General features: G+C 60.4%; 14 protein-coding genes. 7 read left to right on the top strand and 7 right to left on the bottom strand.

Translation table 11 applies throughout. The features are described 5' to 3' along the window. Positions 1-13: 13 nt before the first annotated feature. The 3 genes from AB7M32_RS27540 to AB7M32_RS27530 all read right to left on the bottom strand — a co-directional run bounded on the left by AB7M32_RS27540 (position 14) and on the right by AB7M32_RS27530 (position 4,117). The gene (locus tag AB7M32_RS27540) at positions 14-1,183 is read right to left on the bottom strand and encodes an HlyD family efflux transporter periplasmic adaptor subunit (protein ID WP_454251970.1); all 1,170 of its coding nucleotides are present in this window, start codon (positions 1,181-1,183) and stop codon (positions 14-16) included. A 35-nt stretch (positions 1,184-1,218) separates the two neighbouring features. Further along, positions 1,219-2,700: a mannuronan synthase gene (alg8, locus tag AB7M32_RS27535; RefSeq protein WP_371857816.1), complete on the bottom strand. Its 1,482-nt coding sequence runs from the start codon at positions 2,698-2,700 to the stop codon at positions 1,219-1,221. A 100-nt stretch (positions 2,701-2,800) separates the two neighbouring features. Then, complete coding sequence (locus AB7M32_RS27530) at positions 2,801-4,117, bottom strand: nucleotide sugar dehydrogenase (RefSeq protein WP_053124910.1); 1,317 nt, start codon at positions 4,115-4,117, stop codon at positions 2,801-2,803. A gap of 472 nt (positions 4,118-4,589) precedes the next feature. Here AB7M32_RS27530 and AB7M32_RS27525 point away from each other — a divergent pair, with 472 nt between their 5' ends. Then, a complete protein-coding gene (locus tag AB7M32_RS27525) occupies positions 4,590-4,823 on the top strand; it encodes a hypothetical protein (protein ID WP_139271750.1) in 234 nt (77 codons plus the stop codon). Between the two features lie 104 nt (positions 4,824-4,927). On the opposite strand, the gene yaaA is transcribed toward AB7M32_RS27525, so the two are convergent. Further along, positions 4,928-5,707 carry a peroxide stress protein YaaA gene (gene yaaA / locus AB7M32_RS27520; protein WP_072408923.1) on the bottom strand — a complete coding sequence of 260 codons (780 nt, stop codon included), beginning with the start codon at positions 5,705-5,707 and terminating at the stop codon, positions 4,928-4,930. 293 nt (positions 5,708-6,000) lie between these two features. Here yaaA and AB7M32_RS27515 point away from each other — a divergent pair, with 293 nt between their 5' ends. From AB7M32_RS27515 to AB7M32_RS27490, 6 genes are all read left to right on the top strand, one after another. Beyond that, the gene (locus AB7M32_RS27515) at positions 6,001-7,125 is read left to right on the top strand and encodes a polysaccharide deacetylase family protein (protein WP_454251969.1); all 1,125 of its coding nucleotides are present in this window, start codon (positions 6,001-6,003) and stop codon (positions 7,123-7,125) included. A gap of 336 nt (positions 7,126-7,461) precedes the next feature. Next, a complete protein-coding gene (locus AB7M32_RS27510; RefSeq protein WP_072408927.1) occupies positions 7,462-8,856 on the top strand; it encodes a PhoH family protein in 1,395 nt (464 codons plus the stop codon). 260 nt (positions 8,857-9,116) lie between these two features. Then, the gene (gene moaC, locus AB7M32_RS27505; RefSeq protein WP_072408928.1) at positions 9,117-9,590 is read left to right on the top strand and encodes a cyclic pyranopterin monophosphate synthase MoaC; all 474 of its coding nucleotides are present in this window, start codon (positions 9,117-9,119) and stop codon (positions 9,588-9,590) included. Continuing rightward, the gene (locus AB7M32_RS27500; RefSeq protein WP_454251968.1) at positions 9,587-9,829 is read left to right on the top strand and encodes a MoaD/ThiS family protein; all 243 of its coding nucleotides are present in this window, start codon (positions 9,587-9,589) and stop codon (positions 9,827-9,829) included. Before moaC ends, AB7M32_RS27500 begins: the two co-directional genes overlap by 4 nt. Before the next feature lie 3 nt (positions 9,830-9,832). Beyond that, positions 9,833-10,285 carry a molybdopterin synthase catalytic subunit MoaE gene (moaE, locus tag AB7M32_RS27495; protein WP_454251967.1) on the top strand — a complete coding sequence of 151 codons (453 nt, stop codon included), beginning with the start codon at positions 9,833-9,835 and terminating at the stop codon, positions 10,283-10,285. A gap of 250 nt (positions 10,286-10,535) precedes the next feature. Then, positions 10,536-11,312 carry an ABC transporter substrate-binding protein gene (locus AB7M32_RS27490; protein ID WP_454251966.1) on the top strand — a complete coding sequence of 259 codons (777 nt, stop codon included), beginning with the start codon at positions 10,536-10,538 and terminating at the stop codon, positions 11,310-11,312. Positions 11,313-11,438: 126 nt separating this feature from the next. Here AB7M32_RS27490 and AB7M32_RS27485 read toward each other — a convergent pair whose 3' ends face one another. The 3 genes from AB7M32_RS27485 to AB7M32_RS27475 all read right to left on the bottom strand — a co-directional run bounded on the left by AB7M32_RS27485 (position 11,439) and on the right by AB7M32_RS27475 (position 14,375). Next, positions 11,439-12,065: a helix-turn-helix transcriptional regulator gene (locus AB7M32_RS27485; protein WP_454251965.1), complete on the bottom strand. Its 627-nt coding sequence runs from the start codon at positions 12,063-12,065 to the stop codon at positions 11,439-11,441. An 87-nt stretch (positions 12,066-12,152) separates the two neighbouring features. Beyond that, positions 12,153-13,280 (bottom strand): NAD(P)/FAD-dependent oxidoreductase, encoded by a 1,128-nt coding sequence (locus AB7M32_RS27480; protein WP_454251964.1) that lies wholly within the window; start codon positions 13,278-13,280, stop codon positions 12,153-12,155. A 147-nt stretch (positions 13,281-13,427) separates the two neighbouring features. Beyond that, positions 13,428-14,375 (bottom strand): ornithine cyclodeaminase family protein, encoded by a 948-nt coding sequence (locus tag AB7M32_RS27475; RefSeq protein WP_454251963.1) that lies wholly within the window; start codon positions 14,373-14,375, stop codon positions 13,428-13,430. Between the last annotated feature and the right edge of the window lie 85 nt (positions 14,376-14,460).

Here is a 14,460-nt window from a genome sequence, read left to right as displayed (position 1 = left end):
GCATATCCTCGACTTAAATACCGACAGCCATGGCTTTGTCGATCAGCCAGTTCAGGTTCGGGCCACGGTCGCTGGTGACTTCTACCGGACGGCCGGCCAGCGAGCTGTCCAGGGGTTCGTCAGGTTGGATCAGCACACGGATATCGGAGGACAGGTCGGCACTTTTCAGGCTGGTGCTGCTGACGATCTTGCCGGTACGGGTGGTGTCTTCGCCGGCGACCTGGAAGCTGACCGGGGTGCCTGGGCGCACGTCGCCGAACTGGCGATAGGAGAAGCGCGCTTCGACGTTGGCTTCGGTGCCCCGTGGGACCAGTTGGAAGATCACGTCGCCCTTGCTGGCGTACTGGCCGTTGGCGACCAGTTGCTGGGCCACGATGCAGTCGCACGGGGAGGTCAGGGTGCCGGTCATTTGCTTGCCGAACAGCTCCTCGACCTTGGCCGGCTGCAACTGGTTGTCGTCCAGGTGACCCTTGAGCACGTCGAGCATGCTGGTGCTGAAGGTCGCGAGCGGGGCGCCCTTGGCGGCCACGCCGTCGGCCTTGACCAGGCTCTGCACGGTGCCGTCGCGCGGCATGGTGATGGCCATGCCCGGTACGTTCACCAGGCCGGCCTGGGCGTGGCTGACGAAGTACATGCCGTACACCGACTTGAAGATGAAACCGAACGCCGCCAGGCCAACGACGAAGACCCCCAGGCTGAAGGTCACGGCGCGCAGACGACCCATGGCACTCATGCCACCGTTTTCGTCTTTCTGCTTGCGGGCCTTGGTGAAGTTGTCGCGCTGCAGGGTCGCCAGCACGTCACCGACACCGACGATGTCGCCGGCCAGGTGCGAGGTGATGATGTGACGCAGTGTCGAGATGTCCCGCGGCTCCAGGTTCTGGAACTGGCAACCGGTGCGGCCGGTCTGGCGGTCGTAGGAACGGATCTGCAACTCCACGTCCATGGCCAGGCCAAGGTTGTCGATCACGAACTGCAGGCGAGCCTTGTAGGTCTCGCCAACCTTGAGCGGCAGTTGGCCGGCGTTGAAGCACAGCCCACCGGCGGACAGGTCCAGGACCTTGACTTCCATGGGGGTACGGTCGGGACCGAAGAAGCGCAGCTTGGCCGGGATTTTGACCCGGGCATGTTGGCGCTGGGCTTCGGATTCATGCACTACGTTGACATTCACGGCGGTGTTCATAGGGGCGATTTCCTAGTTAATTCATTCAAGTCCGGTCAGACCATCGTCAGCAGCACAGCGACAAAAATGCTGCCGGCGGAGAAGGTCATGGTCCGAGACGACCAAGTGTTGAACCAACGTTGAAAGCTGGCGAGATCACGGGTCAGTGAGGTGGGCTGGCGGGTCCAGGACTGCTGGTCGAGGCGGAAGAACACGTAGATCTTCACCAGGGCCCCGACGATCTGGTTGTAATAGAGAATCGCCGGGTAGGCAGGGCCGATCTTGTGTCCCGAGCACGACAGCAACAGGGTCAGCAGCAACCGGGTGATGCCGATCCACAGCAGGTACACCAGGATGAACGCGGTGCCGTACTTGAAGCTGGCGATCAGTGCCACGGTCAGGCCCAGCAGCGAGGTCCACATCGACACGCGCTGGTCGAACAGCACCACCGAGGTGAACAGGCCCAGACGGCGCATGCCCAGACCCAGTGCCCGGGAGTTCTGCCGCAGGTTGTTGCCGTACCAGCGGAACATCAGCTTGCGGCTGGCCTTGATGAAGCTCTTCTCCGGCGGATGCTCGACGGTGTTGATCGCCGCGTCGGGCACGTAGAAGGTGTCGTAGCCCAGGCGCATCAGGCTGAACCAGCTCGACTTGTCGTCACCGGTCAGGAACTTGAAGCGGCCCAGGCGCCAGTGTTGCAGCGAGTCGCTTTCCACGTCGGCGATGAAGTCCGGGTTGGTGACCACGGTGGCGCGGAACACCGACATGCGCCCGGTCATGGTCAGCACACGCTTGGACAAGGCCATGGAGCACATGTTGATGTGCCGCTGGGCGAAGCGCAGTTTGTGCCACTCGCTCATGATGTAGCCGCCGCGCACTTCGCAGAACTCGTTGGTGGTCAGGCCGCCGACGTTGCCGAACAGCTGGAACCACGGCACGGTCTTGCGCACGACGCCTTCGGCGAGCACGGTGTCGCCATCGATCACGGCGACCACGGCGCGATCGTCCGGCAAGTGGCGGGAGATGGCGCGGAAGCCGTAGGCCAGGCCGTCACGCTTGCCGGTGCCAGGGATACGCACGAAGTCCAGCTTGACCCGCTCAGGCGGGTTCATACGGCTCCAGAGACTCTTGACCAGCAATTCGTCGGACATTTCCACGATGGAGCAGACCACGGTGGTGGGCAGCCCGCAGTCGATGGCCTCGCGGATCACCGAGCCATACACCTGGGCAGTGGTCAGCGCGTCGATCCGGAAGCTGGTGACCATCAGGTACACGTGGGACGGATCCGCCGCCTTGCCCAGCTTGCGGACCTTGCGGCGCAGGTGTGGGTAGACGATGTACAGGAAGATCATGCCGCGCACGAAATGCGTTGCTCCCATGGAGTAACGCCAGATGCCCACGGCGCCGATCAGGAAGATGAAATCCTTGGATTCGGAGTCGAACGTGGACGTGGGCAGCGCCATGGCGATGCCCATCAATAAACTCAAGTAAAACAGCCAACCGGCGGCCTGAAGCAGGCCGTTCTTTAGCCTGTGCATAATCTGCATCCGTCTCTATCTCGGGCGGGCCTTGTGGGCGGCCCGATGGGTTAAGGCAGGCGAAAGGCCGGCCGAGGCATGCCCCGGCCGGCAAACAGACTTACCAGCAGATGCCTTCGGTCCGGCCACTCGGGTTGGTGGCCTTGGACATGAAGCCGACCAGGTCGATGACCTGCTTGCCTTCCGGTACGTTTTCGGTCAGCGCGCGGAACTTCTCGTCGCGGTTACCCAGGATGATGATGTCGGAGCTGTCGATCACCGAGTCGAAGTCGGCGTTGAGCAAGGACGAGACGTGAGGAATCTTCGACTCGATGTAATCCTTGTTCGCACCGTGGACGCGGGCGTATTCGACGTTGCTGTCGTAGATCTTCAGGTCGAAACCCTTGCCGATCAGCATTTCCGCCAATTCCACCAGCGGGCTTTCACGCAGGTCGTCGGTGCCGGCCTTGAAGCTCAGGCCCAACAGGGCGACTTTGCGCTTGTCGTGGCTGGAAACGATGTCGAAGGCGTTCTGCACCTGGGACTCGTTGCTGCGCATCAGCGAGTTGAGCAGCGGCGCTTCCACGTCCAGGGCACCGGCGCGGTAGGTCAGGGCGCGAACATCCTTGGGCAGGCAGGAGCCGCCGAAGGCGAAGCCTGGGCGCATGTAGTACTGGGACAGGTTCAGGGTCTTGTCCTGGCAGACTACGTCCATCACTTCACGACCATCGACGCCGACGGCCTTGGCGATGTTGCCGATCTCGTTGGCGAAGGTCACCTTGGTGGCGTGCCACACGTTGCAGGTGTACTTGATCATCTCGGCGACGGCGATGTCCTTGCGGATGATCGGCGCATCGAGTTCTTCATACAGCGACTGCAGGACGTCACCGGAGGCGGTGTCGAACTCACCGATAACGGTCATCGGCGGCTGGTCGTAGTCTTTGATCGCGGTGCTTTCGCGCAGGAACTCAGGGTTGACCGCGACACCGAAATCGACGCCGGCTTTCTTGCCGGAGCAGTCTTCCAGGATCGGGATCACAACGTTTGCCACGGTGCCCGGCAATACGGTGCTGCGAACTACGATAGTGTGGCGGGTGGTCTTGTCACGCAGGACAAAACCAATCTCGCGGCACACCGCTTCGATGTAGTTCAGTTCCAGATCGCCGTTCTTTTTGCTCGGTGTACCGACGCAGATCATCGACAGGTCAGTATCGCGAATCGCCTCGGCGAAGTTGGTCGTGCCGCGCAGTCGGCCAGTTTGAATGCCTTGCGCCAATAGCTCACCAAGACCAGGTTCAACGATCGGCGATTTACCGGCGTTGATCATGTCGATTTTGTCTTTGGCGACATCCACGCCAACTACATCATGGCCCCGTGCAGACAGGCAACCGGCACATACTGCACCGACGTAACCCAAACCAAATATGCTAATGCGCATCGCATTTACCTCTGTTTTCACGCCATTAAATGGCCGGAGTTAATAGTGTTCAGCGGTCATCGAGCACTCGGAAGTGTGGAATGCAGGCGCCACAGTGCCGTGTGCAGGCATACTTAAGTTCCGAGTGTCTAAATAAGTGCACTCAAGTTGTGCGCAAAGCGGCCTAGTTGTTATGACCTGCCCTGTTATGCAGCCAGTCCCTGTAAATCAAGAACGCTCGTGCAAAAGTCTCTCACCTCTGATCCCTGGCAAAAGCCCACAAAATCAGAAGCTTGTGTGCTCGGGTGAGCACGTTATAGGGGCGCAGCCTTGGCCTTGTAGGGGATAGTAATGGTGCGTTATCTCCTGTCCTTTATAAGATGGATCCAAATAGGCGACCGTTTCGCTAAATTGCCATGACAACTTGGTTACTTCGATCGACGGCCTATGTAAGTCATCTCTTACACGCTCCGTGAGAATCGTTACGGGTGGTATGAGCCGTGCAATTTCACATAGTTCCGATCCGCTCATCGCGATTTTCGAAATTTTTCGAAATATTATCCAAGATGGCACTGCCCTCAATATGATGGCACTTGCCGTTTCATCCTTTGTTAATGGGGAGTTAGGAGGGGTAGATAGTTTTGTGCCACTACGGATAAAAATTTTTGGTGCCACTACGCAAAAAACTGACGAGTGTCGAGTGAAAGAAAAGTTAGTGGGAGAGTAGGGCGATTTATTGACGTCACGAAACTGGCGAAACAGGCGGAGAACTAAGATGACAGATCGGGGCTTGATCGAAGCCCCCGATCAGGGGCGATATAAGGTTATGCCTTATTCGGGAGCGTGATCGCGCAAGAACACTAGTTTGTCCTGGCTCGATTGTTGTGCGTTGAAGCGATAACCCTGAACATCGAATTGGCTGAGTGCCGCAGGGTCGTTGATGCGTTCTTCAATGACGAAACGACTCATCAGGCCTCGGGCTTTTTTGGCGTAGAAGCTGATGATCTTGTACTGGCCGTTTTTCAAGTCGCGGAATTCGGTATCGATGACGCGCGCTTTCAGTGCGCTGCGCTTGACCGCCGAAAAGTATTCATTGGACGCCAGGTTCAGCAGTACGTCGTCGCCTTGGTCGGCCAAGGCTTCGTTCAGCCATTCGCTGATGCGCGTGCCCCAGAAGGCATACAGGTCCTTGCCGCGGGCATTGGCCAGCTTGGTGCCCATCTCCAGGCGATAGGGTTGCATCAGGTCCAGTGGGCGCAGCAGGCCATAGAGGCCGGAGAGCATGCGCAAATGTTGCTGGGCATAGTCGAAGTCGGCTTCGCCAAGGCTTTGCGCATCGAGGCCGGTGTACACGTCACCCTTGAAGGCCAGCAGCGCCTGCTTGGCGTTGGCTGGGGTGAACGCCGGCGTCCAGCTGCCGAATCGCGCGGCATTGAGGCCGCCGATCTTGTCGGAGACGTGCATCAGCTCACTGATTTGTGCTGGCGAGAGTTCGCGCAACTGTTCGATCAGTTCCTGGGAGTGATCCAGGTACTGCGGCTGGGTAAAGCGCGCGGTGGCCGGCGGTGTTTCGTAATCGAGGGTCTTGGCGGGGGAAATCACCATCAGCATGCAATCGTCTCCTTGAAGGTTCGGCGATTCTAGGGGGTTGTCCGGGTGGACTCCAGCTATTGGGGCGATAGGTGATGGGTGGGCGAGCATTGACGGGCTTTTGTGGCGAGGGAGCTGTGGGAGCAAAGCTTGCTCGCGATGAACGATGACGCAGTCTTGCAGATGGACCGTGTCGCCTGCATCGCGAGCAAGCTTTGCTCCCACAGGTCTGCTCCCCAAGTCCACTGACCGCAAGGGTATTGCGCCAGGATCGGCTATGATGCCGCGCGAGTTTCGTTATGGAGACATCCCTTTTGCGTATCGCCCTTCTGCTATCGGCCTGGTTGTTGAGCCTGGGCGCCAGTGCCGCGCCCAACGACGTCGCCACCCTGGACCGTACGACCTGGCCGGAACAACTCACCAGCCCGACGCTGTTCGACGTGGCTTCGCGGGCCGAGATCCTGATGTTCGCCCGGGGCTTGCTGGACGTCGATGCCATGGACGAAATCGCGCTCAAGCAGTACCTGGGGCTGCGCACGGTCAATATGGCCGCGATCGACGCCCTTCGCGCCCGGCTGTGGCAACGGTTGTTGAGCAACTACAACTTTGCCCAGCGCAGTTGCGATCAGGATGCGTCTTTCTGTTATCTGGTCGAGGACATGGCGACCCTGCGTGAAGAGGCCCGCAGGTTCCATCTCGATGACGACTCCTACTACATCAAATGGGCGGCACCGAGTCAGATCTTTCATACGCAATATCGTGATGAACTGCTGCGCAAAGCCGCGCTTTTTCCGCAAACCAGCAGTGAAATCGCCCGTTTTGGCGAATACGAGCGCAACGGCGAGGACATGAACGACCGGCTGTTCCTGTTGACCTTCGACAGCGCCGCCAACGTCGTGCCGGACAACACTCCGTGGCTGACCGAATACCTGCGCAAGGCAAACATGAACGGCACCTTCTTCGTGCTGGGCAAGGACATCCAGGCGCGGCTGGAAGAGCGTTCGGTCAACAGTCTCCAGATGCTGTATGCGGGACAGTGCGTGGGTGTGCAGGGCTGGGAGTTCCGTTCCCACAGCCATTGGCAGGACTGGCAAGACTCGGTCCGGCGCAGTGTCGAGCTGGTCAAGGGCAAGCTGCCCGAGAATTATGTGCCGCTGTTCCGCCCGCCCCAAGGCCAGCGTCGTGGCGATGCCGAAGGATTTTTCCGGCAGCAGGGCCTGCAGGTGGCGCTGTGGGACATCGATCCCCAGGACAGCGGCAATCGGCTCAAGCCTGAGCAAAGCGCCCAGCGTGTGCTGACCCTGATGCTGTTGTGGCGCCACGGGGTGATCAATTTCAACGCCAAGCAGGATGGGGTGAAAACGGCGATGCCCTGGCTCATGGCGCAGACGGCGCAGAGCGGGATCGGTTGGGCGGACTGTCAGGAGGCGTTTCGCTGAAACCGGGAAAGGCCCGGAAACATTGGAGAAGGAGGAAAATCCGGGACACATTCATGACAACCGGACTTCCGACTTTAACGGGGCGACGGCGGTACGCCAAGGGTTATTCGTCACTCTGAAAAATAAACTTCAAAAAAGCGTCAAAGTGCTTTTTCCTGTCATGGTTTTTGGAGTATCAAGAAGTCAGACCGCCGAAACCTGCAACACAGGTGGCGTCTTCCAAGACCCAGATTGTGTGCAGTTCACCTGAATCCTCGCGGGTGAATTCGGTGGCTACCTCGAGGCGCAGCACTGTCACGGTATTGCGTCGAATGGCCCCCACATAGGTGACCGAGTATGGATGACCACGGACGTAGCCCTTCCTCCAACCAGCCAATCCTCTATGTACTCGATACCAACGTATTGATCCACGATCCAAACGCGCTCCTGAACTTCGAAGAACACCACGTCGCCATCCCGATGACCGTGCTTGAGGAGCTGGACAAGCTCAAGAGCGGGCACCACAGCGTTGCGGCCGAATGCCGGCAGGCGATCCGCCTGATCGACAAGACCTTGGGGGATGCTTCCCCGGAAGACGTTGAGCTCGGCGTGCCGATCCAGCGCGGCAAAAGTGGTCCCAAGGGCCTGCTTTCTATCCTGATGAGCAAGCGCACCGAGCCCAACCTGGTGCTGCCTGAACACCTGAACGACAACATCATCATCAACCAGTTGATCGACCTGCACGCGCGCAACAAGGACCAGGCCGTGGTGTTGGTGACCAAAGACATCAACATGCGCCTCAAGGCCCGCGCCTGCGGGATCGCGGCGGAGGACTACAGCACCGACCAACTGGTTGACGACGTTTCGCTGTTGCCCAACGGCTACCACACCATGACCGGCTCCTTCTGGGACCGTGTGAGCAAGGTCGAGACTCGCCAGGACCATGGCCGCACCTGGCACCAGGTGCAACTGATCGACAACCTGCCGGCCGTGCACATCAACGAGTTCATCATCGACGAACAAGGCTTCGTCGGCTGGATCAAGGAAATCCAGGTCGACAAACTGCTGATCCTCGACCTGCACCAGGAACCGCTGCTGCACCAGGAAGCCTGGGGCCTCAAGCCTCGTGACATCTACCAGAGCCTGGCCCTGTTCGCCTTGCTCGACCCGGATATCCACCTGGTCAACCTGTCCGGCGCCGCCGGTTCCGGCAAGACCATCCTGGCCCTGGCCGCCGCCATCGAGCAGACCATGGTCAGCAAGCGCTACCGGCGCATCATCGCCACTCGCAGCGTGCAGGGCCTGGACCAGGAAATCGGTTTCCTGCCCGGCACCGAGGCGGAGAAAATGGAGCCGTGGCTGGGGGCGATCACCGACAACCTCGAAGCCTTGCACATGGATGATGAAAGCACCCATGGCAGTGTCGACTACATCCTCAGCAAAGTGCCGTTGCAGTTCAAATCCCTCAACTACATTCGCGGACGCAGCTTCCAGCAGAGCCTGATCCTGATCGACGAATGCCAGAACCTGACCCCGCACCAGATGAAAACCATCATCACCCGCGCCGGCGCCGGTTCCAAAGTGGTGTGCCTGGGTAACCTGGCGCAGATCGATACCCCTTACTTGTCCGCGACCAGCTCCGGGCTGACCTACCTGACCGAACGCTTCAAGGACTTCCCCAACGGAGTCCACATCACCCTGCAGGGCGTGCCGCGCTCGATCCTGGCCGAATACGCCGAATCCCACCTGTAACCCCAACCCAACCGGGCGGCCTTCAAGCCGCCCGGTTTTTTATGGCTGTACAAAAAAAACCTGTGGGAGCGAGCTTGCTCGCGATGACGGTGTATCAGATAAAAAATAAGTGTCTGACCCACCGCCATCGCGAGCAAGCTCGCTCCCACAAGGTTTTGCGCTGACTTTCGAATCCGATACGCAAGTGGGGTGCGACAATCAACCCTGCCGGAATCTGACCCACAGGTTTACAATCGACATTCCCGATCAGGAGTAACCCTGTGCTGACTCATCTCGATTCCCAAGGTCGCGCCAATATGGTCGACGTGACCGACAAGGCCGTGACGTTCCGTGAAGCCACGGCCGAGGCTTTTGTGCGCATGCTGCCCGCCACGCTGCAGATGATCGTCAGCGGCGGTCACCCCAAGGGCGATGTGTTCGCCGTCGCGCGCATCGCCGGCATCCAGGCTGCCAAGAAAACCAGTGACCTGATTCCGCTCTGCCACCCGCTGCTGCTCACCGGCGTCAAGGTCGAGCTCAACGCCGAGGGCGAGGACCGGGTGCGCATTGTCGCCCGCTGCAAACTGTCGGGACAGACCGGGGTGGAGATGGAGGCCCTCACGGCCGCCAGCGTCGCCGCGCTGACCATCTACGACATGTGCAAGGCCGTCGACCGTGGCATGACCATCGAAGGCGTACGAGTGCTGGAAAAACTCGGCGGCAAGAGCGGCCACTTCCAGGCGGATGCATCATGAACATCACTGTGAAGTTCTTTGCTCGTTACCGTGAAGCGCTCGGCGTGGATTCGGTCAGGGTAGAAGGCGATTTCGCCACGGTCGACGACGTGCGCGTGCTGCTTGCCCAGCGTGACGGTGCCGACGTGCTGAAGGAGCAGAACCTGATGTGCGCACGCAACGAAGACCTGTGCCAGCTCGACGAGCCCCTGGCGGACGGTGACGAAGTGGCGTTCTTTCCTACCGTGACCGGAGGCTGAGCCATGGCGATTCGTGTGCAGTCCGAGCCGTTCGATCCGGGGGTGGAAGTCAACGCGATGCACGCGGCCAATGTCGGCGTGGGGGCGGTGGTGAGCTTCGTCGGTTACGTGCGCGACTTCAATGACGGCCTCGACGTGTCCGGGATGTTCCTGGAGCACTATCCGGGCATGACTGAAAAGGCCTTGGGCAAGATCGCCATCGAAGCCGAGCAGCGCTGGCCGTTGCTCAAGCTGGAAGTGCTGCACCGCATCGGTGCCCTGGAGCCGGGCGAGCCGATAGTCTTCGTCGCGGCCGCCAGTGCTCATCGCCAGGCGGCCTTCGACGCCTGCGCCTTTGTCATGGACTACCTCAAGACCCGCGCGCCGTTCTGGAAAAAGGAAAACACCGTCGACGGCCCGCGCTGGGTTGAAGGGCGGGACAGTGATCATGCGGCGGCGGATCGCTGGAAGCAGTAAGTCCCCTGTTGTTGTTTCGCAAGCCATGAGTCCGTCATCGCGGGCAAGCTCGCTCCCACACTGGATCTTCATGCACCAAGGATCCCCTGTGGGAGCGAGCTTGCTCGCGATGAGGCCATCAGCCACTCATCACATCCCCCTGCCTACCGATTGACGATATGTACATTAAAGTCCAGTATGGATTTATAAGTACAAAACAGATGCGCCCACCTTTCTCTGCCAAACCAACAACAACCCGCGAGAGAACATCATGAGCACACTCCCCCTCATCACCGGCCTGGCCTTGAGCCTGTTGGCCTCCAGCAGCCTGTTCGCCGCGGAGAAAACCTTGCGCATCGGCATCGAGGCGGCTTATCCGCCGTTTGCGTCCAAGACCTCGGAAGGGAAAATCGAGGGGTTCGACTACGACATCGGCAATGCCCTGTGCGCGCAGATGCAGGTCAAGTGCGAATGGATCGAGGGTGAGTTCGACGGGCTGATTCCGTCGCTCAAGGTGAAGAAAATCGACCTGGCGCTGTCGTCCATGACCATCACCGAAGAGCGCAAGAAGTCGGTGGATTTCACTCACAAGTACTACTTCACCTCATCGCGCCTGGTCATGAGGGAAGGGGCGGTGGTCGATGACCAGTACGCCAGCCTCAAGGGCAAGACCGTGGGCGTGCAACGGGCCACCACCACTGACCGCTACGCCACTGAAGTGCTCGAACCCAAGGGTGTGATTATCAAGCGCTACAGCAACAACGAAGAAATCTACATGGACCTGGCGTCCGGTCGCCTGGACGCGATTTTCGCCGATACCATCCCGCTGGAAGACTTCCTGTCGATGCCCCGTGGCAAGGGCTACGCGTTTGTCGGTCCCGAACTCAAGGACCCGAAATACGTCGGTGAGGGCGCCGGTATCGCGGTGCGCAAAGGCAATACCCAACTGGTGGCGGACTTGAACAAGGCCATCGATGGGATTCGGGCCAATGGGAAGTACCAGGAGATCCAGGCCAAGTATTTCAAGTCGGATATCTACGGCGACTGATAAATCGCTATCGCGAGCAAGCTCGCTCCCACAGGGGATTGGTGTCGTACACGATATCTGTGTGCAATGAGATCAAATGTGGGAGCGAGCTTGCTCGCGAAGGCGTCAGCCCAGGCTATACAAATCCTACCCCTTCAACTCCTTCAAATGCTTGTACACCGTTGCCCGCCCCATGTTCAGCACATTGGCCACATAGTTGGACGCGCTCTTGCCCTTGAAGGCGCCTTCGGCATGCAGCGCCAGCACCAGCTCGCGTTTGTGATCGCGGGTCAGCAGGTTCAGGCTCAGCTGACGCTCGCGCATCCAGGCGTGCAGGAAGGTGTTGATCCGCTCCTGCCAGTCATCGCGAAACAGTGAATCCGGCTGGGGAATCAACTTGCCCGGCGACAGGAACAAATCCAACGCGGCCTTGGCATTCTCGAACAGCGAAATATTCAGGTTGATGCACAGCACCGCCAGCGGATGACCGCTGGCATCGTGCAATACGCTGCTGAGGCTGCGGATCTTCTGGCCGTCCCAGTTCAGTTTTTCATACGGCCCGATATTACGTTCGCTGACGTCCTCGCTGAGCATGTCTTCCAAGGACGAATCGTCGCCAATCTCGCGCTTGGACAGGTTGTTGGCGATGTAGTCGACTTTCTGCGTGCGCAGGTCATGCAGCACCACTTCGGCGTGGGGGTAGAACAACGTGGCGATGGCGTCGGCGATGGTGCGGAAGTTTTCCAGCGCCGGATCGGATGGCGAAGCGGTCATGACAGGGCTCCAGGCAGCGTCAGCGCCCCGTGGAACAGGGGCGCGGGAAGTGTGCCGCAATCGTGGCGGTGCGTCACGCCGGTTGGCTCACCCCAAACGCTTGGGGGAGAGCATGGCGCTGCTCAGGCCGAAACGGGCCAGGGCTTCGGGCAGCGGTTCGCCCCGCACCAGCGCCGCGCTGGCCTGGCCCATGGCCGGTGACGTCTGGATGCCGTAGCCGCCCTGGGCCGCTACCCAGAACAGTCCGGGCACCTGTGGATCGAAACCGCACAGCAGATCACCGTCGTGGACGAAACTGCGCAACCCGGCCCAGGTGCGGGTCGGGCGGCGGATGGTCAGGGTGGTGGCTTCTTCGATCTGGTAGATGCCCGTGGCGATGTCCAGCTCCTCCGGCTGAACGTCGTGAGGCTCCACCGGGTCGGCGTTGGCCGGCGAGCCGAGGAACATGCCAGCGTCGGGCTTCATGTAGAAGGATTCGTCCAGGCTCACCAGCATCGGCCAGTCATGGATATCCACGCCTTCGGGGGCGGCGAAGATGAACGCCGCACGCCGCTTGGGTTGCAGCCCCAGCTTCCGGGCGCCAGCCAGGTCGGCCACCTGATCGGCCCAGGCGCCGGCGGCGTTGATCACGATGGGGGCGGTGAAGCGTTGGCTGGCGGTCTTCACCTGCCAAAGTCCCTGGTCGTCGCGGCTCAGGCCCAGCACTTCACTGTCGGTGTGCACTTCACCGCCATTGCGGCGAATACCGCGCAAGTAGCCCTGGTGCAGGGCGTCGGTGTCGATGTCGCAGGCCGTCGGGTCATAGATCGCCCCGTGGACCTTGTCCCGCCGCAGGATCGGCAGCCGCACGCAGGCTTCATCGGCACTGAGCAGTTGCATCTGCGGCACCGTGGCCTTGGCGCTCAGGTACTGGTTGTTCAGCTCGGCCGGGTCGTCGGTGAAATCCACGGTCATTTCGCCCCGTGGACTCAGCAACGGGTGCTCGCAGAAGCCGGCCGGCGGGGTGTCGAAAAAAACCCGGCTGGCCTGGGTCAGCGCCCGCACCTGCGGGGTGCCGTAGGCGGCAGTGTACAGCGCCGCCGAACGTCCGGTGGAGTGATAGGCCGGATGGGATTCGCGTTCGAGCACAATCACCCGGCCGTGGGGCGCCAGCCAGTAACCGGTGGAAGCACCGGCAATGCCGCCGCCGATGATGATGAAGTCTGCTGAGGTCATGAAGCTCTCCTGTAGAGCACATTGCCAGGACTCTGGAAAAACTGTGGGAGCGAGCTTGCTCGCGATGGCGGCCTGAGAGTCGACATCGGCGGTGACTGACCCACCGCCATCGCGAGCAAGCTCGCTCCCACAAGGGAATGTGGTGTGTCAGTTGCGAAGTCGGTACAGCGCATTCGCCAGCGCAACATCCTCCAGCCCCAGGCCGATGGAGCGGAAGAATACGTGGCGTTGGTAGTCGGGACGCGCCACGTGTTCGCTGAGTAATTCAGGCAAGTCGCCGACGATGCGCGATGCCTCCCAGCCGTGCTGTTCGCCGGCGATCAGCATTTCACCGGCCGAGCCCGGGGTGGTCTGACGATAGTCGCAGAACACGTCCATGTCGTTGAGGCGCTGGGGCGGTATTTCGTGGGCGCGTGGGGCATTGGTGCTGATGGAAGTGATCAGCGCCGGTTTGCCCAAAGTCTGTGGGTCGAACACGGCTTTGGCGGACGAAGTGCAGAGCATCACCACATCGGCGTCGTGCAGCGCCGCTTCGAGGGTGTCGGCGATTTGCAGGCGCGGATCCAGGCCGGTGAGCGAGGCACGTTCCTGTGCCGACTTGGTCTTCAAGCCTGGCGAATAGAGGCGGATGCCTTGCCAGTCCCGCAGGTCCTTGACGTAGTGCACGTGCGCCTGGGCCACCGCGCCGCTGCCGATGATCGCCAGGCGCCTGGCGTTGTGCGGGGCAAGGGCATCGACGGCGACGGCGGTGGTGGCGGCGGTACGGGCGGTGGTCAGCTCGGCGGCGTCGCACAGGAGCAGTGGTTGGCCGGTCTGCATCGACATCAGCAAGGTCCAGGCGGTCACCAATGGGCCTTGCTCGCGCACGATATAGGGCGAGGTCTTGACCCCATAGACCTGGTCTTGCGCCAGCACGCCCAGGTAGTTGATGAAGTCCCCGGCGCCTTGGGGAAACACCACCAGTTGCTGGGGTGGCTGCACCGCTTGCCCGGCCGCGAGATCACGAAACAGCTGGCGCAGGATGTGCGGCACGTCGATTTGTCCGAGCAGTTCACGGGCTTGGGCTTGGGTCATCACATAGGGCGTGCTGGACATGGAGGCTCCGGGTGCTTTGTAAACTAATTTGTCCATTATGGACTTTTAGTTTAATCGAGCAATATCCTGGGGCAAAAAAAAGCGC

The organism is Pseudomonas sp. R151218B TE3479 (assembly GCF_053629195.1).
Note: the sequence above shows the minus strand (reverse complement) of the source record. Positions and strands in the feature narration are given on the sequence as shown.